The organism is Campylobacter concisus (genome assembly GCF_050447505.1).
GTDB lineage: Bacteria > Campylobacterota > Campylobacteria > Campylobacterales > Campylobacteraceae > Campylobacter_A > Campylobacter_A concisus_BP.
On sequence record NZ_JALMFZ010000001.1, the window covers coordinates 1,891,644 to 1,914,323 of the forward strand.

Here is a 22,680-nt window from a genome sequence, read left to right on the forward strand (position 1 = left end):
ATGAGAAAGGCTGATTTAGTAGTTGGTGTTCAATGGGGTGATGAGGGCAAAGGCAAGATAGTTGATATGCTAGGACTAAACTATGACATGATTTGTCGCTCTCAAGGTGGCCACAACGCTGGTCATACGATCTGGGTCGATGGCGTTAGATACGCGCTTCACCTTGTCCCAAGCGGAATTTTGCACAAAAATATCATAAATATCATCGGCAACGGCGTCGTTGTCTCTCCAGAGGTGCTCATCACTGAGATGGCGCAATTTGACAACTTAGAGGGCAGACTTTATATAAGCGACAAAGCACACTTAAATTTAAGCTACCACAGCCAAGTCGATCAAGCAAAAGAGCGCTTAAAAGGCGAAAAAGCGATCGGAACGACTGGCAAAGGCATCGGACCAACATACGCAGACAAGATAAGTAGAAGCGGCCACAGAGTTGGCGAGCTACTTGAGCCAGAGCGCTTGTGCGATGCTTTGATGCATGATTTTGAAACAAATAAACCTGTATTTGACGCTCTTGGCGTAAAGATACCTGAAGAAAATGAGCTGCTTGAAGAGCTAAAAAGATATAAAGAGGTGCTTGCTCCATTTATCGCAAACACTACAAATTTAGTTTGGAAAGCGCTTGATGAAGACAAAAAAGTCCTACTTGAAGGCGCTCAGGGCACACTTTTAGACATCGATCACGGCACATATCCTTATGTAACTAGCTCAAATACCATAAGCGCTGGCGCTTGCACAGGCCTTGGGCTAAATCCAAAAGAGATAGGCAAGGTCATAGGCGTCATCAAAGCATATACAACTCGCGTAGGTCATGGACCTTTCCCAACTGAAGACAAAGGCACGAACGGCGATAAGATGTGCGAGATCGGTAAAGAATTTGGCACAACAACAGGCCGCCGCAGACGTTGTGGCTGGTTTGATGCAGTAAGCGTAAAATACGCTTCAAGGCTTGATGGCGTCGATACTTATGCGCTTATGAAGCTTGACGTACTTGATGGCTTTGAAGTGGTAAAAATTTGCAAAGCCTATCAATACAACGGCGAAACTATCGACTACGTGCCAACAGATCTTGAAAATGCAACGCCTATCTATGAAGAGCTTGCGGGCTGGGATAGCGTAAAGGGTATCAGCAGATATGAAGACCTACCAGCAAACGCAAGAGCGTATATCGAGCGTATAGAGGAGCTAACTGGCGTGAAAGTCGGCTATATCTCAACAAGCCCTGAGAGAAGCGATACGATCATTAGATGAAAAGTAAATTTACCTCCGTCGTCCGCGTCAAAAAGCAGGAGATGGATAAGGTAGAGGCTAAGCTCGTCGTTGCTAGGCTAAATGTAAGAAATGATGAAGAAAAAATAGCACTCTTAAGAGCCAAGCTTAACGAGTTTAGCCTGCCAAAAAGTGGCAACATAGGCGAGCTAAGAGAAAATTTAGAGCTCATAAATATAGCAAGAGCCGAGCTAAGCGCATGCAAAGAGAGCTTAGAGATAGCAAAAAAAGAGGTCTTGCACTACGAGCACAAATATAAAAATGCAAATTTAGAGTATGAAAAGATGAAATATCTAGAAAAAGAAGAATTTAAAAAAGAGATAAAACGCATACAAAAGGCTGAAGCGCTGGCTCTTGATGAGTTTGCAGTTATGAAATTTGCAGCCAAAAGCGAGGCGTAATGAGAGCTGTTTTACTCTTTTTTATGGTTATAAATTTTGCATTTTGCTTTGAAGTGCCGGTTGATTGCACGCAGATCTTTGAAGCTAGAAAAGAAGAAATTTCAAAGGAGCTTGAGGTTATCGATGAGCAGCGTCAAGCCCTAGAGGTCTTTCGAGCAAGCTCGGCTGCAGCTTATGAAGAGAACAACAAAAAGCTCGCCAAAAAAGAGGCTGATCTGAATGCGACGATGAAAGTGATCGAGCAAAAACGCAAAGAGATCGATGAAGTTGTCGCTAAAAATGAGAAAATTTTAAAAGAGCTTCGAACGATGACGACTGATAAAGTCAATGAATCCTACGCCAAAATGAAAGATGGCGCAGCAGCCGAAGTGCTCTCGCAAATGCCTAGATCAAACGCAGCCACCATACTTTACGCCCTTGATGCAAAAAAGATCTCAACCATCATTGCCAAGATGGATCCAAAGGTTGCTTCTGAAGTGACAGCACTACTTCAAAAAGGCCCTCCATTTATCGATGAAAAGGGCGATATGCCCGCTCCAGCTGGAAGCATAAATATGCAGTAAATTTAATTTACTGTTAATCTAAAAAACTAAATTTAACTGATAAATTTAATCTATTTTCTCATCCATCTTTGATTTTTGCGCCTGCTCTTGGCGGTCCAGCGATATTAAACGCCTCACTCTTTTGGCAAAAGGGTCGAATTTGCATAAATTTTTTGCCTAAATTTAGTGAGAAAAACTTAGTAAATGGCAAAAAGCAGCTTAGCTCGGTTTTGCCTTTGCCGAAAAGATTTGTGCTGGAGTTTTTAAGAAATTTTGGTTTAAAAGATAGAGCGTTTTATGAATTTAATGATGATGAAAAGAGCATCATGAAAAGGCTTTTTGCTTACGAATTTGCTCCTGCTGGGACATTTGACTTTGAAAGAGCTGAAGTTACAAAAGGTGGGGTAAAAACTAATTTTTTAGATGAAAATTTAGAGTGCAAAAGCGTAAAAGGGCTTTACTTTATAGGAGAGGTTTTAGATATCACTGGTATGCTTGGTGGATATAACTTGCATTTTGCATTTGCAAGTGCTTTAAAGGTAGCTAGCGCTTTAAAAAATAGCTAATTAAATAGAAGTGAAATTTAGCTAGTGGCAGCAAAGACTACCACTAAATTTACTATCTCTCGCTTAGATACTCTTGCAAGCTTTTTACTTCAAGTGCTTTGCCAGTTTGAACTGTGCTTAGTGACTTAGCAGCTGCAAGTGCTGCACGGATAGTTGTGAAGTAAGGGATCTTAAATCTAAGTACATTTTGGCGGATCTTTTTGCCATCATCCACGCTTGATTTAGTATCGCTTGTATTTATAACAAGTGCGATATCGCCGTTTTTAAGCCTATCTTCAACGTTTGGTCTGCCCTCGCTTATCTTATAGACAAACTCAGCCTCCACGCCAGCTTCGCTTAAAATTTTATGCGTACCGCCAGTTGCGACGATGCTAAAACCAAGTGCTATTAGCTCTTTTGCAAGATCAGGCGCGTAAGATTTATCAGCGTCAGCTAGCGTTAAAAATACCCTGCCCTTGCTTGGCAAAGTGTTGCTAGCAGCGATCTGGCTCTTTGCAAATGAGCTTGCAAAGTCGTGGCTGATACCCATGACCTCGCCCGTGCTCTTCATCTCAGGGCCAAGGATGAGATCAGCTCCACTTAGCTTGTTAAACGGCAGCACGCACTCTTTTACGCAAACATGCGAACTTACGCGAGGTTTTAAGATATCGCCATCTTCATAAACAACCTTATAATCATCATAAAATTTAAGCGCCTCACGTAAATTTCCCTGCCACATAACTCTTGTAGCCACCTTTGCCATAGGCACGCCAGTAGCCTTGCTCACAAACGGCACAGTCCTGCTTGCGCGAGGATTTACCTCGATCATATAAAGCTCGTTTTCATAGATAGCAAACTGGATATTCATAAGACCAACAACGCCTAAATTTAGCGCGATATCTCTAGTTTGCCTCTCCACTTTTTTTATCATTTCTGCACTTAAGCTCATTGGTGGCAATATGCAAGCTGAGTCGCCAGAGTGAATTCCAGCCTCCTCGATGTGCTCCATTATCGCACCTATATAGACCTCTTTGCCGTCACATATCGCATCCACGTCGAGCTCTTTTGCATCTTGTAAAAATTTATCAAGTAGCACTGGCGAGTGATTGCTAACCTTTACTGCCTCGTTCATATACTCTTTTAGCTCGCTCTCGTTATGCACCCTTCTCATCGCCCTACCACCTAGGACGTAGCTTGGGCGAACAAGCACTGGGTAGCCGATAGTCGCGGCCTTTTGCAAGGCTTCTTCTAGGCTAGTGGCGGTGTCATTTTTAGGCTGAAGGACGCCTATTTTATTTATAAATTCGCTAAATTTTTTTCTATCCTCGGCCACGTCGATCACTCTTGCGGTTGTGCCGATGATCTTAGCGCCGATCACGCTTAGGCGCTTTGCAAATTTAAGCGGAGTTTGGCCGCCAAAATGCACGATCACGCCGTCTGGCTTTTCACGCTCGATGACAGCTCTCACGTGCTCAAAATCGATCGGCTCAAAGTATAAAATATCGCTCGTGTCGTAGTCGGTTGAGACGGTTTCTGGGTTGCAGTTATACATTATCGTTTTTATGCCAAGGTCTCTTAGGGCGTAGCTTGCATGCACGCAGCAGTAGTCAAACTCTATACCCTGGCCGATCCTGTTTGGACCGCCGCCTATTATCATCACTTTTTTAGCGTCTTTTACAGGCTCTTTTTTAGGAAATTTAGTGATATTTGTGGTTGAGTAAAGATATGGCGTTAGCGCCTTAAATTCGCCCGCGCAAGTATCGACCTCGTTGTATTCAAGCTCGATGCCAAGCTTTTGCCTAGCAAAATAGATATCATTTTGGCTAAGCTCAAGATCGTCTTTTTCATTTATAAGCACAGCTATCATCTTATCTGAAAAGCCCATGCTTTTGGCCTCTCGCAGTAGCTCTTCGTTGTTTAAGATATCCATGTCGATCTTATCTTCAAATTTAACTATCTCATAAATTTGCTCCAAAAACCAAGGGTCGATCTTGCTAAACTCATGCACCTCAGCCACGCTAAAGCCATCTCTAAAGGCTTGCGCTAGATATAAAATTCTTCTCTCATTTGCATTTCTGATGCCATAAATCAAAGCGTTTTTCTCTAGGCTAAGGCTGTTAAATCCGCAAAGATCACGCTCTAGGCTGCAAAGCGCCTTTTGGATACTCTCTTTAAATGTCCTACCTATCGCCATAACCTCGCCAACTGACTTCATCGCAGTGCCTAGATATGGGTTTGATCCTGGGAATTTCTCAAATGTAAAACGCGGGATCTTTGTCACGATGTAATCGATCACCGGCTCAAAGCTAGCAGGCGTGCCTGTGATATCGTTTTTGATCTCATCTAGGCTAAAACCAACTGCAAGCAGTGTCGCTACCTTTGCGATCGGGTAGCCAGTAGCCTTACTGGCAAGTGCTGAGCTTCGGCTAACGCGTGGGTTCATCTCGATAACGATCATGCGGCCAGTTTTTGGGTCTATGGCAAACTGCACGTTGCTGCCACCAGTATCAACGCCGATCTCACGAAGTATGGCAAAGCTAGCGTCACGCATAGCTTGATACTCTTTATCTGTGAGCGTGAGTGCTGGTGCGACCGTGATGCTATCGCCTGTATGCACGCCCATTGGATCAAAATTTTCGATCGAGCAGACGATGATACAGTTGTCATTTCTATCTCTAATGACCTCCATCTCGTACTCTTTCCAGCCAAGCAAGCTCTCTTCTATCAAAATTTCATGTATCGGGCTTGCGTCAAGGCCAGTGTTGGCTAGCTCTTTAAATTCGTCCATATTGTAAGCCACGCCGCTTCCTGCGCCACCAAGCGTGTAGCTAGCTCTTATTATGAGTGGAAAGCCTATCTCGTTTGCCGCATTTAGCGCGTCGTCCATATTGTAGGCATATCTACTCTCAGGCAGATCCATGCCGATCTTTTGCATGGTCGCTTTAAAAATTTGTCTATCTTCGCCCTTTTTTATCGCTTCTGGGTTTGCACCAAGAAATTTGACATCCTTTAAAAGACCACTCTCAAAGACCTCCATAGCGGCATTTAGCGCCACTTGACCGCCCATCGTTGGCAAAATGGCGTCAATATTTTCTTTTTCGATGATCTTTAAAATGCTATCTTTTGTGATCGGCTCTATATACGTTGCGTCGGCGAAATTTGGATCAGTCATGATGGTGGCTGGGTTTGAGTTGATAAGCACTACGCGGTATCCAAGCTCTTTTAGCGTCTTGGCTGCTTGCGTGCCTGAGTAGTCAAATTCGCAGGCTTGACCGATGACGATAGGGCCTGAGCCGATTAGCAAAATGGTATTTATATCTGTTCTTTTTGGCATCATTTTTCCTTTGTTACAACGTATAGGTAGTTTGGTATGTTTAGCTTCGCATAGGGCTCAACTATCACGCTTTGATAGGAGCTCTCTTTTAAAATTTTACTCACGCGCCCTACTGGCACCCCACTAAAAAATATCCCGTCAAGCCCGCTCGTAAAGACCTCATCGCCCTCTTTTGGGCTGAGCCATTGTGGGATAAATTTCACCATTATTTGGCCTTGATTTCCATGCGCGACGCCTGGAATTTTGTCATTTCCTATATAGACTGCAAATATACTTTTTGGGTCATTTTGCAAGTATGCTAGCGGCTTGCCATCTTTTGCGATGACGATGCCAGCGCTGCTTCCTTGATAGATGAGCCCGTAAATTTTATTTGGGTCGTATCCTTCAAACTCGCTTATCCAAATTTTATTATAATCCCCGATATGTACGTAACTAAGCCCTTTTACTAGCTTTACAGCTGGGGCGTAGGCAGTTGAGTTTTTATCTTTTAAAATTTGATTTAGCTCGTTTGCAAAAGTAGATAGAAGCGTGGCTGAACGCTCTAGCTCTTTGTTTTGCGCTCTTAGTTTTTCTATCTCGCTAGCCTGCCTAAAATATTCGTTTATGTAATCTTTCACGCTTTTGGCAAAATTGTCGTATGAATTTATAGCGTAGTTGCTAAATTTGATAGATATGTTGCTTAAAATTTCGCCCTTAAACATCGAGGCGCCAGCAAGCAACGCTATAAAAACAAAAAGAACAATCTTACTCTTCATTTGTTAGCTGTTGTAAAAGTCCGATCTCTTGAAGTGCCTTGCCTGTGCCTCTAGCAACAGCAAGAAGCGGCTCATCAGCTACAAATACTGGAAGCTTAACGATATCAGACAAGAACTTATCAAGCCCTCTAATAAGCGCTCCACCGCCAGTTAGCACGATACCAGTCTCGACGATATCGCCAGCAAGATCAGGCGGCATCATCTCAAGCACAGTTTTTAGCGCATCTGCGATCTCTTTTAGCGGCTCTCTCATCGCCTCTCTCACATCCTCGCTTGTTAGCTCAACCCTGCTTAGAAGACCGCTCACTTGGTCGCGTCCTTTTACCACTACGCTTAGCTCTTTTTCTAGCTGCACAGCAGAGCCCACAGCGATCTTTATCTCCTCGCCTGTTCTCTCGCCTATTAGTAAGTTGTATTTTTCTTTTATGTAATTAACAATGCTGCTATCTATCTTATCACCAGCTGTGCGGATAGATTTTGATATTACCAAACCGCCAAGTGAGACGACACCGATCTCAGTCGTACCACCGCCGATATCAACTACAAGGTTGCCTTGTGGTTCGCGAACTGGTAAATTTGCTCCGATAGCTGCTGCCATAGGCTCTTCTATCAAAAATACCTCTCTAGCTCCTGCGCTTAGTGCGCTCTCTCTAACAGCCTTTCTTTCAACCTGAGTAAGTCCGTAAGGAACTGAGATGATGATCCTTGGGCGTAAGAAATTTTTCCTTCTATGAGTCTTTTCTATAAAGTAGCGTATCATCCTCTCTGTCATGTCAAAGTCCGCGATAACGCCATCCCTCATCGGTCTTATCGCCTCGATGTCGCCAGGAGTTTTTCCCACCATCTCTTTTGCAGCGTGGCCGACTGCTAGAATTTTTTGTTTTCCATATTTTTCACGTCTTACTGCAACAACTGATGGTTCATTTATGATTATTCCCTTATCTTTTACCAAAACCAAAGTGTTTGCCGTACCTAAATCTATACCCATATCACTTGAGAAAAAACCTATAACCTGATCTAAAAACATCTATTTCCTTTACGCTGTTAATTTATTGTGCTTTACCAAAATCGGCTTTGCCTTATCTTTTACCGTCTCTTTTGAGATCACGATATCGTAGTCTTTTAGCTCTGGCAGATCATACATTATATCTGTCATAAGCTCTTCCATTATGCTTCTAAGCCCTCTTGCTCCAGTCTTGCGCTCGATAGCAAGGCTCGCTATCTCTTCAAGCGCCTCATCATCAAATTTAAGCGCAGCGCCGTCGATCGCACAAAGCTTTTGATATTGTTTTAATATCGCATTTTTTGGCTCGGTCAAAATTTTAACCATATCCTCTTTTGTTATCTCATTTAATGTAGCCACCACGTGAAGTCTGCCGATAAGCTCGGGGATGAGGCCGTATTTTACAAGGTCGTCTGGCTCAAGCATGCTTAGTAAATTTTCTTTTTCATTTTTGCCACGTTTTTCTTGGTTAAATCCAAGTACGTTTTTACCAACTCTGCGCTCGATAATATCAAGAAGTCCGTCAAATGCGCCGCCGCAAACAAATAAGATATTTGTCGTATCTATCTGGATGAAGTCTTGGTTTGGATGCTTTCTGCCGCCTTTTGGTGGGATATTTACGACGCTGCCTTCGATGATCTTTAAAAGCGCTTGCTGCACGCCCTCGCCTGAGACGTCCCTTGTAATGCTTCTATTTTCACTCATCCTAGCGATCTTATCGATCTCATCGACAAATACAATGCCCTGCTCCGCCTTTTTCACGTCGCCATTTGCAGCTTGCAAGAGCCTTGTAAGGATGTTTTCAACGTCCTCGCCGACATATCCAGCCTCAGTCAGGCTTGTCGCATCGCAAATCGCAATAGGCACGTCAAGAAATCTCGCCAAAGTCTGAGCCATCAACGTCTTGCCACTTCCAGTTGGACCAACAAGCAAGATGTTTGACTTTGAAATTTCGGTGTCGTCTTTGATGTCGCTTTGTTTAAAAATTCTCTTATAGTGGTTATATACGCCGACGCTAAAGACCTTTTTAGCCCTATCTTGGCCGATCACGTAGTTATCAAGTACCGCTTTTAGCTCCTTTGGAGTGAGTTTTTGATACTCTATCGCCTCTTCACTTTTGCTCTCTTCTACACTCGTATCACCATGTATCATATCGTATGCTGCTGCTATACAGTACTCGCATATATAGGCGTTTCCTTCGATATCTGCTAATAATCTTCTCTCAGCAGACTCAGCCTCGCCACAAAAATTACACTTTCTAGCCATTAATCTCTTCCTTTTGCAAGCGGAATTCCTCTTGTCGTTTCTAATATAAATTTACACATTTTTTTAACATTTTCGTCACTTGTTTTTGCGATCAGCTCATTTGCTTGATCTTTTAGGCTAACGCCTTGATTAAACAAAAATTTATAAGCGCGAACAAGCTCTTCAACCTGCTCTTTGTCAAATCTACGCCTAATGCCAACTAAATTTAAACTTCTTATATAGGCTCTGTTGCCCTCAGCTAGGCAAAATGGCACTACATCTTGGCTTAGCGCACTTGCTCCTGCGACCATGCAGCTCTCACCCACTCTAACAAACTGGTGAATAGGCGTAAGACCGCCCACAACAGCGTAGTCGCCAAGCTCGACGTGGCCAGCTAGTGTTGCATTATTTGCCAAAATGACGTTGTTGCCTATTATGCAGTCGTGTGCGATGTGAGAGTATGCCATGATAAAGGCATTATCGCCGATCCTTGTTATACCATCGCCCTTGTGCGTGCCTGAGTTTATCGTACAAAACTCACGTATAGTTGCGTGCTCGCCGATGATGACGCCAGTATCGACCTCATCTTTATAGCTGATATCTTGCGGGATGTCGCCCACGATCGCGTAGCTAAATACACGAGAGTTATCGCCGATCCTCGTCTTGCCAAGCACCCTTGCGCCTTGTTTTATCGTGACGTTGTTGCCAAGGACTGCATCTTTACTTACAAATGCGTAAGCCTCGATATTTGCGTCATCTCCTATTATCGCTCCATCTTCTATAACAGCTGTTTGGTGGATGTTTTTCATTGTCTCTCTTTTTTAAGCAAAAGCCTATTTATCGACTATCATCGCTTTAAGTTCAGCCTCGGCGCATAGCACATCATCAACATATGCCTTGCCCTCAAGCACCCAAATATTACCTTTGTGTTTTAGCACGTTTAGTCTGTACTCTAGCCTATCTCCAGGGCGGACTGGATGGCGAAATTTCGCTCCGTCAATGCTCATAAAATAGACTACTTTGTTCTCGATGCCAGCTTGATGCTCGTCGCTCATACTCTTAAACGCTAGCACGCCACCAGCTTGCGCCATGCCCTCAATGATCATCACGCCAGGATAGATCGGGTGACCTGGGAAGTGCCCCTGAAATATCGGCTCGCCAATGGTTACATTTTTATAAGCGACGATGTTTTTTGCAGGCTCTAGCTCGACAACTCTATCGATAAGCAAAAAAGGAAATCTATGTGGGAGAATTTTTTGAATTTCTACGACGTCTATCACGTTTTGGCCTTAGTAATGTAAATTTTTGCAGATTGTAACAAATTTATACTAAGAAAAAAATTATTAGTCTCTTTTAAAATCTCTGAAATTTAGCCTTAATGGGTCTAAATTTAGTCCTCTAAAACCAAAATTTCTTCGCTATCGTTGTAAAAAACAGCCTTTGCGTAAATTTCGTAGCTGCCCTTTTTGACCTCGTCTAAGATGATGATAGGATTTTGCGAAAACTCCCCGCTTATATCACGGCGAAATTTCATCTCAGTGCAAAGCTCAAGCGGCCTTTTGCAAAGCTCATCTACACTTTTAAATTTGCTATTTGTAAATTTATTAAAGCGCTCTATGCTCATAAATATCGCGCCCTCTTTTAGCTCATCATCGATCTCGCAGTCACGCTCTACATTTAGCTTTAAATTTTCTCTTTTAAAGCCAGAATAGAGCACAAAGTAGCTTGGCACCACAGCGTTTTGAAATTTAACACTAGCACGCAAAAGCCTGTAGTTTAAAAATCGCCTTCTAAAAAGGTGAAATTTCTCCCCTCTCGCCTCGCAAAGGCGCACCTTTTTGTAAAGCTCAAGTCTAGCCTCAATGCTACCATAAAGTGCCCTTGCGTGTAGCTCGCTCATTAGCTCACTTTGGGGTAAATTTTGCGAGTCACGCTGTTTTTTTAGCGCAAAGACGCAACCGCAGTAGTTTTGGTGATAGAGCTTGTCCTTTTTAGCGAGGATAAACTGCTCGCTTGTACCGCCATTTTTTCTATAATCAACCGCAACCGCCTCTAAATTTGAGCCAGCCACCGCCTCATCAAGCGCCTTTTTAAGCTGAGTAAAGTCCTTTTTTGGGCTCATTAAAAGTGTCGTCGTGATCTTATTTAGACCAAGCTCAAGCGCCTTTTTAGCAGAGTCTTTCATACGAAAGTCAAAGCAGTATTCGCACCTTTTGCCCTTTTCTGGCTCATCTTCAAGCCCTTTTGTGCCGCCAAGCCACGCTTCGTAGTCGTATTCGCCACATATTAGCTCGATGCCTAGCTTCTCGCAGCTTCGCTTCACGTCCTCAAAACGCAGTAAAAATTCGCTATATGGATGTATGTTTGGATCGTAAAAATAGCCTACTATTCGCTCATTTGGATGATCTTTTCGTAGGCGCTGTAAAAAGTAGTGGCTATCGACCGAGCAGCAGATATGAACTAGCAAATTTGACCTTTTTTGCTTGCATTATATCAAAGTTTGGCGTCATAAAATTTAGCTGCATCAAGGTATTTTTTAAGGACATTTTGACTTGCAAGATCATCAAATTTACCCCACGCCACTTGCTTGCCAGATTCGATGATTAGCACCTTTTGCGCTATCTTCATCGCACTTAGGATATCGTGCGTGATAAAGATAATGCTGATCTTTTTATCTAAGCTTAAAAGCAAATTTATAATCTTTTGCTTCGTCTCGTTGTCAAGCCCGCTTGTTATCTCGTCGCAGATTAGGATTTTTGGCTTTGAAAGAAGCGCTAGCAGTATCCCGACCCTTGTCGCCTCGCCGCCACTTAGCTGAGATGGATATTTTTCTAAAATTTCATCTTTTAAATTTAAATTTGCCAGAAGCTCTTTGAGCTCATTTTCGCTAAAGCTAAGCTTAAGATATGACCTCACATGAGCGATCGCGGTTTTTACTTTTAGCGCTGGATTTAGGGCTTGTTTTTGGTTTTGCAAGATATATCTGATATCTTTTTTTAGCTCATTTTTGTCCGTGATCTCTTCACTGTTTATATAAATTTTGCCCCCACTTTTTGGCTCGCTAAATGATATGAGCTTTGCAAGCGTGCTTTTGCCACTGCCACTTTGCCCCAAAATGGCTAAATTTTCGCCATCATCAAGCTCGCAACTTATCCCCTCCAAAAGGTGTAGCACTTCAGCTCTAGCGTTAAAATGCTCCTTAAAGCTTAAACTTTTTGATACATTTTCAAGCCTGATTTTCACGCATTTTCCTTTAAATTTAGCCGCCCATCTCTCATCTGCCAAATTTCATCACTAAGATAGCTTGTCAGCGCCTCATCGTGCGAGATAAAAATGACGCTCATCTTGCCCTTTAAACTCTCCAAGATGCCCGCCACGTGGCTACCGCTAATGCTATCAAGCCCGCTTGTTATCTCGTCGCAGATTAAAATTTTTGGCTTCAAGCAAAGCGCAAGAGCGATCTGCACACGGCTCGCCTCGCCGCCACTTAGCTCGTATGAGTATTTGTGCCAGATGAGATTTGCATTACCCAGCCCAAACTCCCTAAAATAAGCAAATGCAAGCTCTTTATTTGATTTATTATCGCCGCCAAGATAGGCGTTAAAGTGATCGCCCACGTTTAAGAGCGGATGAAGGCTTGCAACTGAGTTTTGAAAGATGAGCGCGGCGACCTTTTTTCGGTGCTCTTTTAGCTCATTTTGGCTAAGTTTTAAGATATCTTTTTTATAAATGCTAAATTTATCCGCTCTCACTCTAAAATCATCATCAAAAAGCCTTATTAGGCTCTTTGCAAAGAGCGATTTGCCACTGCCACTTGCACCCGTGATACCTATAAATTTACCCTCGCCCATGGCAAAATCAAGCTCACGCAAAAGCTTCTTATCCTTATAAAAAACGTTTAAATTTTTAATCTCTATCATATTTTTATATTGCCATTTTTTGAATTTGACGTGATGATCGAGGTTGCAAGGATGAGCAAAAAGAGCGTCACGCCAGGGAAAAGCACCATCCACCAAGAGCCAAGAAAAAGCGCCTCTTTGCTCTCATTTAGCATGATGCCAAGGCTTATTTTATTTGCGTCGCTACCCACGCCAAAAAAGCCAAGCGTGGCCTCCATTACGACCGCGTTTATCGCGTTTATGCCAAAGATGCTAACTATTAGATGCTTTAAATTTGGCAAAATTTCAAAGCAGATAAGGCTAAATTTACTAGCTCCATTTATCACAGCCTGCTCGGCGTAGTCGCACTTTTTACTAAGTCTTAAATTTTGCATAAAGACTTTTGCACCCTGCATAAAAGAACAAATGGCGATGATAAAAGAGGTTATGAGCAGATCTCCGCTACTAAATGAGCTAAAAAGCATGATGAAAACGATGTTTGGTATGCTTAAAAAAGCATCAAGTCCCTTATCAAAAAGGCTCTCACAGGCTCTGCTCTTGCTCGTGCCAAAATATGCGTAGATGAGCGAGAAGAGCGTCGTTAAAAAGCCAGCTAAAAGCAAGACAAGAAGCGAGTTTTTAAGCGCGTAGGCCACTCTTATGAGATTGTCCCTGCCTAGGATGTCAGTGCCAAAGATGTGCCCGCTACTTGGGGCTAAATTTACCGCCATAAAGTCAGTGAAATTTGGCTCAAATTTAGAAAAAAACGGCGTCACAAAGGCAAATGTGACAAGTGCTAAAAAGACAAAACAGGCTAAGAAAAATATGACTTTTCTCATAAATTTCTCTTATCTGCCAAAATGGCAAAAATTTTAGCCAGTAAATTTGCAAAAACGACAAAAACAGCCGTTAGCAAAATGGTCGCAAGTGCGACTGGATAGTCTTTAGCGATGACCGCATCAAGGCTAAGCTTGCCTATGCCCGGAAATGAAAAAATGCTCTCAATGACGTATGAGCCAGCAAAAACGCCAGCTACAAGGGTTGCGAAATAATAGACTATGTCGGTGCTTGCGTGCTTTATGGCAAAGAGATAAATTTTGCCGCGTCCCAAGCCTCTAGCGTGAGCCGTCTGGATAAAGTCGGCGTTTAGGCTTTGATTTAGCCTGTCTCTTACAAATTTCACGTTTGCGCCAAGGTGTGGCAAGATGATGGCAAGCGTTGGCAAGATGATAAATTTAGCCCCAACTCCGCTAGATCCTAGCTCGTTTGCGCCAGAGCTTGGCAGCACGTTTAGATAGACGCTAAAGATCGCTATTAGCACGAGTGCTACGTAAAAATGCGGTAGGGAAGCTAGCAAAAAGGAGCTAAAATTTATAAAAATATCGGCAAATTTATTCTTATAAATGGCGCTTAAAAGCCCCAAGAAAAATGACAAAAAAACTATCAGAAAAAACGAAGCAAAAAACAAAATAAGCGAATTTAATATCCGCTCTTTAATGAGCAGCGACACACTTGCCCCGCTTACAAAACTAGTGCCAAAGTCCCCCGTAACAAAGTGAACTAGCCATCTAAAATACTGCACAAAAAAGCCATCTTTTAGCCCCAAATTTTCTAAAATTTGCTCCTTTATAGCCACGCTCACCGCCTCACTTCGCAAAAACATCGCGTCAGTGACGTTTCCTGGCAAAAAATATATGAGCAAAAATAGAAAAAATGAGATAAAAAACAGCAACCCAAGGCTTGAGATCGCTGTTTTCAAAATGGCTCTAAACAAAGTTTTTATCCACTATTTTACTTGCCACTCTCTTATGTTCCATAAAAATCCAGCCCCATGGTGACCTAAAATTTGCGTCTTTATGCCTGAAATTTTGTTGTTAAAAACGAGCGGATAGTCGAGATATGCTATAAAAATGTAAGGTGGATTTTCAAAAAGCGCTTTTAGAAATTCTTTATAGTATTTTTTTCTAAGCTCCACGTCCTTTGTATATCTCGCGTTTTTTAAGGCAAGATCGACGTTTGCGTCCTTGTAGTGACTAAAGTTCCAGCCATTTTCATTGACATCGATGTCGGCAAATCCGCCAAAAATTCTATATGTGTGAAAGTCTGGATCAAATGGGCTGCCCCAGCCGATCACAAAGCTATCAACCTTACTTATGCTAAAGGCTGTTTTTGGCTTTGCATAGGCTTTGGCTCTTACGCCAAATTTCTCAAACTCGCTGCTTAAAATTTTAGCTAGATTGACCCTTAAGATGTCGTTATTAAAGGCGTAGATGTCAAAGGCAAGCTCCTTGCCGTCCTTCTCAAAAAAGCCAGCCTTGTTTTTCTTAAAGCCACTCTTTTCAAGTAGCTCCCTAGCCTTTTGCGGATCATAGCTAAATTTAAACTCGCTGTCGTTTGCAAAGCTTTTTTCTATCGGGTTGTTCGCTACGCTTGCATATCCGTGAAATAAATTTTTAACTATCTCATCTTTATTGACCGCGTAGTTTAGGGCTATCCTTACATTTTTATCTTGAAAAAGAGGATCATTAAAGTTAAACATCAAAGCTCTATAGTCCGCACTTTTAAATTTAAGCAAGCTTAATTTTTTATCATCTTTTATGAAATTTACACCTGTTGGAGAGATGAGTGCAACGTCGATCTCACCGCTTTTAAGCCCAACAAGTCTTAAATTTTCATCACCAACTATCTTTAAAAATAGCCTTTTTATCTTTGGCTCACCTTTATAAAATTTATCATTTGCCACAAACTCCAAGCTCTCATCTTTTTTCCATTTTACAAGCTTGTATGCGCCAGTGCCGATAGGGGCGTCATTAAATTTATCAGTCGCGATATCTTTGCCCTTTAAAATGTGCTCAGGCAAAACGCCAAAGCTAAGCGCATCCAAAAACGGCGGAAAAGGCTCTTTTAGCGTGATCTTAACTTTATAATCGCCCAAAATTTCAACGCTTTTTACTACCTCGTAGTTTGAGATAGCAGGTGCGTTTAGCTTCTTATCTTGAGCCGCTTCGATACTAAATTTAACGTCCTTTGCGCTAAATTTTACCCCGTCATGCCAAAAGGCATCATCTCTTAGCTCAAAAATATACTCCAAGCCGTCATCGCTCACCTGCCAAGACTTGGCAAGCTCTGGCACCACGTTGCTATTTTCATCGTGGCTAGTAAGTCCAGAAAAAACCAGCGAAAGTGTAGGATCGTGGTCCTCGTCGTAGAGTGGATTTATACGAGGTGTTTGCTCCTCGATAGCGACCACAACGGCATTTTCATTTGCATAAGCAAAGGCAGAAAACAACAAAAACAATAAAGCCAAAAATCTCTTCATCACTCGCTCCTTTGTTTAAAAAATATTTGACGAATAGTAATACGAAATGCATAAAAGTATTATTAAGATAAGTGTAAATTTAATGTATAGAAAATTTGAAATTTCTAACTAACTTTTAACCTTTTTTAAAGTAAAATCGAGGCTCATTTTAGCTAACAAAAAGGTAAATTTCACAATGGATAAAAAGAAAAAAATAGCCCTAATCACCGGCATCTGCGTAGTCTCACTTTTGCTTATTTATACGCTTCTTGGCTTTTTTGGTCTGCCTTATGCTATCAAAAATATCGCGCCAAAATATCTAAAAGACTACAACGCAACGCTTTTTGTTGGTGATGCTAAATTTAACCCATTTACCTTCGAGCTAAACGCTACAAATGCCGAGCTAAACACCACTTCGCCGCTTTTTAGCACGAAGCAGATCGACCTTAAGCTAAAGCCATTTTCTATCTTTAACAAGCTAGTTGAGATAGACATTTTTAGGCTAGATGAGCCAAAAGTAAAGATCACAAGAGATAAAAAAGCAAATTTTAACTTTAGCAATTTTATAAGCGATGATAACCCAACTAGCGAAGATAACAGCACCAGCTCGATAAATTTCGCGCTAAATAACGCAAAAATCATTAAAGGTTCATTTTCATATAGCGATCAAAATTTAACAAAGCCATTTAACGTAAGCTTTGATGATATAAACTACGAGCTTAGCTCGCTAAATACGAAGAAAAATAGCGCTGGTAGTCACATCTTTGACTCAAACTCAAGCCTAGCGCACAAGATCGATCTAAATGGCGATATCAAGCTAAATCCACTAAAAATAGATGGCAACGTCAGCATAAAAGACTTTAGCATAAAGCCAGTTGCGATAAGTTTTATCGATAATGACACGTTAAATCTAAAAAATGCCATTATAAACTTAAAGATAAACTACGCTTTAAATGCCGATGAGAACGCAACTGGGATAAATTTAAAAGATGGCTTTTTAAATGTAAAAGGACTAAGCCTTGATGAAGGCGCAAATGAGCTTAGCCTTGGCGAGCTTGATCTGCCAAAATTTGACCTTGATAGCAAGATAGCCGACAAAACAGAGGCCACGCTAAATTTAAGTGCTATAAATTTAAATGATATCTCTTTTAAAAATGCTATCACTGCGAGCGTAAAATCACTAAATTTAAGTGATATCTCGCTTCTTGCAAATTTAAATGAAAAAAGCGAGCTAAACGCCACAGCCAAGCTAAAAAGCATAGGCGTAAACGCTCTTAAAATAGATGAAGCAGATAGAAATTTGGCAAATTTAAAAGATATAAATGCTTCAAATTTAAATCTAAATTTAGCAAACAACAAAACCGCTCTAACGCTTGAAAAAATAGCACTTAATGGCATCAACGCGCCACTTAGCAAAAGTGCAAATGCAAATGTAGCAAGTGCTGGTGTAACAAATACAAATTTTACAATGGATGGTAACAAGAGCCTTGCGAGCCTTGATGAGCTAAACGTAAAAAACATAGAGCTTAAAGCAAAAAATAAAGAGATAGCAAGCGTCGCTGATGCGGGGGTAAAGAGCGTAAGCTTTGATCTTTTAAAAATGGCTCTAAATATCGCTAGTGTCGATGTTAATAAGCCTAAATTTACTTCAGAACTAAACGACAATGGTCTAAGCGCTGTGAATGAGCTAGGATTTGGCGAGCAGAGCACAAAAGCTACAAAGACGGCAAAACACACTAAAAAAGTGGAGAAAAAAGCTGAAAATAAAAGTGCTTCAAAAAGCAAAGAAAATGAGTTTAAATTTGATATAAAAAATATAAGTGTAAATAACGCTGACATCGCTTTAACGCATCTTTTTGAGGGCGAAAAGATCGCTCATAAATTTGATAATCTTTTTGTAAAAGTAGCAAATTTAAGTAGCGATTTTAGCAAGCCATTTGACGCAAAAGTGGCGATGAAAAGCTCACAAAAGCTAAATTTGGATGTTGATTCGAAGATAAAGATCGAGCCACTTGACGTGAGTGCTAAAATCAAGCTAAATGATACAAATTTACCAAAGTATTTTGCCTACGCAAAGCCCTTTTTAGAGGCCGATCTGGCTAGCGGACAGCTTGAAAGTAGCGCTGAGATAAGCTACGCAAAAGATATCAAAGCAGACGCAAAAGTTAGTATCAAAGATATAAGGCTAAATGGCAAAAAAGCCGAAAAACTGGTCGCCTTTAAAAGCCTTGATCTTGAAAAAATTTCATTTGCCAAAAATGACCTTGCCATAAGCGGAGTGAGCTTAAATTCGCCATTTATCAAGACTCATCTAAGCAAAGAGCGTAAATTTAACCTATCTCAGATCGTAAAAGAGGATAAAAATAAGGCTAAAACCGAGGCAAAACCTGAGAACAAAAAGGTAGTTAGCAAGAAAGATGACGAGCTAAAATTTAGCGTGAAAAACTTCTCTCTTAAAAATGGCGAGGTTGATTTCTCGGACGCATCGCTATTTATGCCATTTGCCACAACGATCTCAAAGCTAAATGGCAAGCTCACTGACATCGATAAAAAGCGCCCGAGCTCAGGCGAGTTTCAAGGTGTGGTTGGCAAAAATGGCTTTGCGCAGATCACTGCAAAACTCTTTCCATTTGAGCTAAAGCAAAATACCGACATAAAGCTTGACTTTAAAGATATCGATCTAACTGATATAACGCCATATAGTGGGCAGTTTGTGGGCTATAAGATCAAAAAAGGCAAGCTAAATTTAAACCTAAACTATAGCGTCGTCGACTCAAAACTAAATGGCTCAAATTTCATAAATTTTGACTCACTTACACTTGGAGAGAAGGTTGAGTCAAAAGACGCTGTAAATTTACCGCTATCCCTTGCTATATCGATACTTAGCGATCAAAATAATCAAATAAACATCGACCTGCCAGTTGAGGGAAATTTAGACGATCCTGACTTTAAATATGGCGGCGTCATCTGGGCAGCTGTGAAAAAACTCTTTGCTGACATCACGCTAGCTCCATTTAGATTTTTAGGCAACGCCCTAGGACTTGGCAGCAAAGATCTTAGCTCTATTGATTTTCTTGCAGGAAGTAGCGAGCTCATAAGCTCAGAAGCGCCTAAGATAGCTGATTTTATAAAGCTAACTGGCTCAAAACCTAAAATGAAGCTTAGTATAACGCCAACATACTCAAAACTCGATGAGAGCTTTTATAAGAGCAAAAAACTAGATCAAAAGATCAATCAAATCATCGCTTCAAGTGGCAAAGACTACATCGCAGTTTTAAATGAGCTTGTGCCAAATTTAAAAGATAGAAACGAAAAAGCCTTAAGAGAAGAGGCGCTAAAGGGCATCGAGGTCGATAAAGCAAAACTAGTAGAGCTTGCAAATGAGCGTGCAAATGCGGTAAAAGAGGCGCTTATAAAAGCTGGGCTTGAGGCTGGTCGCATAAATATAAACGATGCAACAAGCTCAGAGCCTAAGCAAAACACCTACACAAGCGTGCTAATGGGAGTGGCGAACTAAATTTCATTTATTTCGCTGCTTCTTGCATTATAGACAAACCAGCTAAGAAGCATAAGCATCATAAATGCCCCAAAAATAAGGCTTGCATAAAAATATAAATTAAAATTATCTCCTAGCAAATTTGCGTTGTGAAGGGCGATCATGACGCCAGCCAAAGCGATTAAGTAGCCAATTAGCTTGATGATGAAAATTTTAGGATTTACAAGGATCAGCAAAAGGCCACAAAGTATGATGCCAAGGGCTATTTGTAAATTTGAAACGTCAGCTTGAGCGTTTGAAGTAAGTGTTAAAAAGCCAGCTAAAAGCGCCATTACTATCATCAAAACTGCATAAACCGCCCTGCTTCGTCCAAAGCCATACATAAAGCAAACAAAGCCCTTATTTTGCCTGTTATAGTCCATTTTTCGCTCCTTTTGGAAGTTTGCTTATTTTAATGCCAAATTCTTAAATAACGGCTTTAATCTGAAATTTCACTCATTTTGGCTAATATTTTGCATCTTAAAAAAGGAGCAAAAATGCCTTATGTTAATATCAAAATAGCAGGCCCAGAGCCTACAAAAGAGCAAAAAGATCAAGTATTTCAAGAGGTGACCGAGACGCTTGTAAGAGTGCTTGGTAAGAAAAAAGAGGCGGTTATGATATTTTTAGAAACTCACGATGCTGGCAATATCGGCGTAGCAGGCGAGAGCGTAGAAGATAAGAGAAAGGGGATAAAATGAGCGAATTTAGCAAAGCAGACATGGAAAGAAAGATAACGCTTGAAGTTGGCGACAAGGCGCCAGAGTTTGAAGCGCTAAATCAAGACGGCGTAAAGGTCGCACTAAAGGACTTTGTAGGCAAAAACGTGGTGCTTTACTTCTACCCAAAGGACAACACTCCAGGCTGCACGACTGAGGCTTGCGAATTTAGCGCAAACTACGATCAGTTCATCAAAAATGACACCATTATCATCGGCGTTAGCCCAGATAGCGTGAAGTCTCACGTTGGCTTTATCGCCAAGCAAAATTTAAAGCACATCCTCTTAAGCGATGAGGATAAAGAAATTTCAAAGCTTTATGGCGTTTGGCAGGTCAAGAAAAACTACGGCAAAGAGTATCTTGGCATAGTTAGAAGCACCTTTGTAATCGGCAAAGACGGCAAGATAGCTAAAATTTATAAAAGCGTAAAAGCCAAAGACCACGCCGCAAAAGTGCTAGCTGATCTGGTGAAGTAAGGAGCAAAGATGAAGCTTATAAAAATGCTAATTTTAAGTGCGTTTTTTGCGCTAAATTTATCAGCACTGACTGAAGGCATTGAATATCAAACTCTAGCAAAACCGCTCAACGTGCCTAAAAACTCAGTCGTCAAGGTCTTTAGCTACGACTGCCCTCACTGCTATAAATTTGACCGAACGATCACAAGAAAGCTGATGTCAAAGCTTGACGGGGTCAAATTTATCCCATATCACCTAAGCACCAAAGGCAAACTTGGCGAGACAACAAGTCAAATTTTCGCCGCTCTTATATCGATAGATGAGGCAAATGGGACTGATCTGCTAAGCGATGAGTCTAAATTTAAGCAAGCTAAATTTGCGATCTATAAAGCAAGGCACGATGAAAAAGATGACTTTAATGACGGCAAAGATAAGCAAAGATTTATAGATCTAGCGCTAAATGCGGCTCACGTGAGCAAAGACGAATACGAAAAAGCGCTAAGCTCAGATCGCGCAAAAGAGCTTTTAAACGAGTGGTTTGCCTCTTATGATGTAGCAAATATCAGCGGTGTGCCAGCCTTTGTGGTAAGCGGCAAATATCTGATAAATTTAAGCGCAGCTTCGTCGATCGATGAGATGGCAAAGACGATAAAAGAGCTTTTAGATAAGTAACTTTAGCCTAAAATTTACGGACATTTTGGGCTTAGAAATGTAAATTTAAAGCAATTTTAGATAAACTCGGATCAAATTTCTAAAAAAGAAAGGTTTAATTATGAACGCTTCAGAATTCATCTGGATGGATGGAAAACTAGTAAAATGGGACGATGCAAAAGTACACGTTCTAACTCACTCTTTGCACTACGCTAATGCCGTATTTGAGGGCACAAGAGCTTATAAAACAAAAAAAGGTCTAGCTATTTTTAGACTCAAAGACCACACAAAAAGACTTTTAAGATCAGCAAAAATGACCGTTTTAAATGTGCCTTACACCGAAGAAGAGCTTGAAAAAGCACAGATCGAGCTACTTCGCGCAAATAAATATAACAGCAACGTATATATCCGCCCACTTATCTTTTTAGGATACGGCGTAATGGGCGTAGCGCACACAAAAGCACCAGTGCAAACTGCTATCGCTTCATGGGAGTGGGGTGCTTATCTTGGCGATGAAGGCTTAGAAAAAGGCATCAGAGTTAAAATTTCAAGCTTTGCTAAACTAGCCCCTGCTGCTCAAATGAACAGAGCAAAAGCTAGCTCAAACTACCTAAGCTCACAAATGGCAAACTACGAAGCAAAAGAGGCTGGATACGACGAGGCGCTACTTCTTGATAGCGAGGGCTTTGTGGCTGAAGGTCCAGGCGAGTGCTTTTTTATCGTTGAAAATGGTGCTTTAATCACTCCACCAAACGACAACAGCCTACTTAGCATCACTCAAGATACAGTCATAAGACTAGCTCACGACCTTGACATCGAAGTAAGAAGAGAGCGCATCACAAGGGATCAAGCATACACAGCTGACGAAGCATTTTTCACTGGCACTGCAGCTGAAGTAACTCCGATAAACAGCATAGATAACCGCATCATCGGCAACGGCGCTAGAGGCGAAGTGACAAAGAGACTACAAAAAGCTTACTTTGACGTAGTTTATGGTCTAAACAAAAAATACGAATCATTTTTAACATATATTTAAGATTTAAAGGAACG

22 protein-coding genes are annotated in these 22,680 nt (G+C 41.3%); 9 read left to right on the forward strand and 13 right to left on the reverse strand.

The window, feature by feature from the left end; all coding sequences use genetic code 11:
• From MTT09_RS09530 to MTT09_RS09545, 4 genes are all read left to right on the forward strand, one after another.
• A complete protein-coding gene (locus MTT09_RS09530) occupies nucleotides 1–1,251 on the forward strand; it encodes an adenylosuccinate synthase (RefSeq protein ID WP_012140419.1) in 1,251 nt (416 codons plus the stop codon).
• On the forward strand, nucleotides 1,248–1,670 hold the full coding sequence (locus tag MTT09_RS09535) for a flagellar export protein FliJ (RefSeq protein ID WP_429803638.1): 423 nt from the start codon (nucleotides 1,248–1,250) through the stop codon (nucleotides 1,668–1,670). The genes MTT09_RS09530 and MTT09_RS09535 overlap by 4 nt, the downstream gene beginning before the upstream one ends.
• Entirely contained in the window at nucleotides 1,670–2,233 is a 564-nt protein-coding gene (locus tag MTT09_RS09540) for a MotE family protein (protein WP_429803639.1), read from the forward strand. The genes MTT09_RS09535 and MTT09_RS09540 overlap by 1 nt, the downstream gene beginning before the upstream one ends.
• Before the next feature lie 68 nt (nucleotides 2,234–2,301).
• A complete protein-coding gene (locus tag MTT09_RS09545) occupies nucleotides 2,302–2,778 on the forward strand; it encodes an NAD(P)/FAD-dependent oxidoreductase (RefSeq protein WP_429803640.1) in 477 nt (158 codons plus the stop codon).
• 52 nt (nucleotides 2,779–2,830) lie between these two features.
• On the opposite strand, the gene carB is transcribed toward MTT09_RS09545, so the two are convergent.
• From carB to MTT09_RS09605, 12 genes are all read right to left on the reverse strand, one after another.
• A complete protein-coding gene (carB, locus tag MTT09_RS09550; protein WP_107964718.1) occupies nucleotides 2,831–6,091 on the reverse strand; it encodes a carbamoyl-phosphate synthase large subunit in 3,261 nt (1,086 codons plus the stop codon).
• Nucleotides 6,091–6,846, reverse strand: a complete 756-nt coding sequence (gene mreC, locus MTT09_RS09555; protein ID WP_004317872.1) for a rod shape-determining protein MreC — start codon at nucleotides 6,844–6,846, stop codon at nucleotides 6,091–6,093. The genes carB and mreC overlap by 1 nt, the downstream gene beginning before the upstream one ends.
• Nucleotides 6,836–7,873, reverse strand: coding sequence for a rod shape-determining protein (locus MTT09_RS09560; protein WP_002939972.1), 1,038 nt, complete (start codon nucleotides 7,871–7,873; stop codon nucleotides 6,836–6,838). Before MTT09_RS09560 ends, mreC begins: the two co-directional genes overlap by 11 nt.
• Nucleotides 7,874–7,882: 9 nt before the next feature.
• Nucleotides 7,883–9,115 (reverse strand): ATP-dependent Clp protease ATP-binding subunit ClpX, encoded by a 1,233-nt coding sequence (gene clpX, locus MTT09_RS09565; protein ID WP_107964717.1) that lies wholly within the window; start codon nucleotides 9,113–9,115, stop codon nucleotides 7,883–7,885.
• Nucleotides 9,115–9,903: an acyl-ACP--UDP-N-acetylglucosamine O-acyltransferase gene (gene lpxA, locus MTT09_RS09570; protein ID WP_107964716.1), complete on the reverse strand. Its 789-nt coding sequence runs from the start codon at nucleotides 9,901–9,903 to the stop codon at nucleotides 9,115–9,117. The genes clpX and lpxA overlap by 1 nt, the downstream gene beginning before the upstream one ends.
• A gap of 24 nt (nucleotides 9,904–9,927) precedes the next feature.
• The gene (gene fabZ / locus MTT09_RS09575) at nucleotides 9,928–10,374 is read right to left on the reverse strand and encodes a 3-hydroxyacyl-ACP dehydratase FabZ (protein WP_004317884.1); all 447 of its coding nucleotides are present in this window, start codon (nucleotides 10,372–10,374) and stop codon (nucleotides 9,928–9,930) included.
• A gap of 110 nt (nucleotides 10,375–10,484) precedes the next feature.
• Entirely contained in the window at nucleotides 10,485–11,561 is a 1,077-nt protein-coding gene (locus tag MTT09_RS09580; protein WP_107964715.1) for an epoxyqueuosine reductase QueH, read from the reverse strand.
• A gap of 26 nt (nucleotides 11,562–11,587) precedes the next feature.
• Nucleotides 11,588–12,337, reverse strand: a complete 750-nt coding sequence (locus tag MTT09_RS09585) for an ATP-binding cassette domain-containing protein (RefSeq protein ID WP_107964714.1) — start codon at nucleotides 12,335–12,337, stop codon at nucleotides 11,588–11,590.
• Nucleotides 12,334–13,014, reverse strand: coding sequence for an ATP-binding cassette domain-containing protein (locus MTT09_RS09590; protein WP_429803641.1), 681 nt, complete (start codon nucleotides 13,012–13,014; stop codon nucleotides 12,334–12,336). Before MTT09_RS09590 ends, MTT09_RS09585 begins: the two co-directional genes overlap by 4 nt.
• The gene (locus tag MTT09_RS09595) at nucleotides 13,011–13,811 is read right to left on the reverse strand and encodes an ABC transporter permease (RefSeq protein WP_429803642.1); all 801 of its coding nucleotides are present in this window, start codon (nucleotides 13,809–13,811) and stop codon (nucleotides 13,011–13,013) included. The genes MTT09_RS09590 and MTT09_RS09595 overlap by 4 nt, the downstream gene beginning before the upstream one ends.
• Nucleotides 13,808–14,731 (reverse strand): ABC transporter permease, encoded by a 924-nt coding sequence (locus MTT09_RS09600; protein WP_429803643.1) that lies wholly within the window; start codon nucleotides 14,729–14,731, stop codon nucleotides 13,808–13,810. Before MTT09_RS09600 ends, MTT09_RS09595 begins: the two co-directional genes overlap by 4 nt.
• A gap of 27 nt (nucleotides 14,732–14,758) precedes the next feature.
• Nucleotides 14,759–16,291, reverse strand: coding sequence for an ABC transporter substrate-binding protein (locus MTT09_RS09605; RefSeq protein ID WP_429803644.1), 1,533 nt, complete (start codon nucleotides 16,289–16,291; stop codon nucleotides 14,759–14,761).
• A 175-nt stretch (nucleotides 16,292–16,466) separates the two neighbouring features.
• Here MTT09_RS09605 and MTT09_RS09610 point away from each other — a divergent pair, with 175 nt between their 5' ends.
• Entirely contained in the window at nucleotides 16,467–19,787 is a 3,321-nt protein-coding gene (locus MTT09_RS09610; RefSeq protein WP_429803645.1) for a DUF748 domain-containing protein, read from the forward strand.
• Here MTT09_RS09610 and MTT09_RS09615 read toward each other — a convergent pair.
• Nucleotides 19,784–20,188, reverse strand: a complete 405-nt coding sequence (locus MTT09_RS09615) for a hypothetical protein (RefSeq protein WP_204510386.1) — start codon at nucleotides 20,186–20,188, stop codon at nucleotides 19,784–19,786. The genes MTT09_RS09610 and MTT09_RS09615 overlap by 4 nt on opposite strands.
• 114 nt (nucleotides 20,189–20,302) lie before the next feature.
• Between MTT09_RS09615 and MTT09_RS09620 the strand changes: the two genes are divergently transcribed.
• From MTT09_RS09620 to MTT09_RS09635, 4 genes are all read left to right on the forward strand, one after another.
• The gene (locus tag MTT09_RS09620) at nucleotides 20,303–20,506 is read left to right on the forward strand and encodes a tautomerase family protein (protein ID WP_149705175.1); all 204 of its coding nucleotides are present in this window, start codon (nucleotides 20,303–20,305) and stop codon (nucleotides 20,504–20,506) included.
• Complete coding sequence (gene bcp / locus MTT09_RS09625; RefSeq protein WP_429803646.1) at nucleotides 20,503–21,000, forward strand: thioredoxin-dependent thiol peroxidase; 498 nt, start codon at nucleotides 20,503–20,505, stop codon at nucleotides 20,998–21,000. Before MTT09_RS09620 ends, bcp begins: the two co-directional genes overlap by 4 nt.
• A 9-nt stretch (nucleotides 21,001–21,009) precedes the next feature.
• The gene (locus tag MTT09_RS09630; protein WP_429803647.1) at nucleotides 21,010–21,651 is read left to right on the forward strand and encodes a thiol:disulfide interchange protein DsbA/DsbL; all 642 of its coding nucleotides are present in this window, start codon (nucleotides 21,010–21,012) and stop codon (nucleotides 21,649–21,651) included.
• A 100-nt stretch (nucleotides 21,652–21,751) separates the two neighbouring features.
• A complete protein-coding gene (locus tag MTT09_RS09635; RefSeq protein WP_002939975.1) occupies nucleotides 21,752–22,666 on the forward strand; it encodes a branched-chain amino acid transaminase in 915 nt (304 codons plus the stop codon).
• Nucleotides 22,667–22,680: the final 14 nt, after the last annotated feature.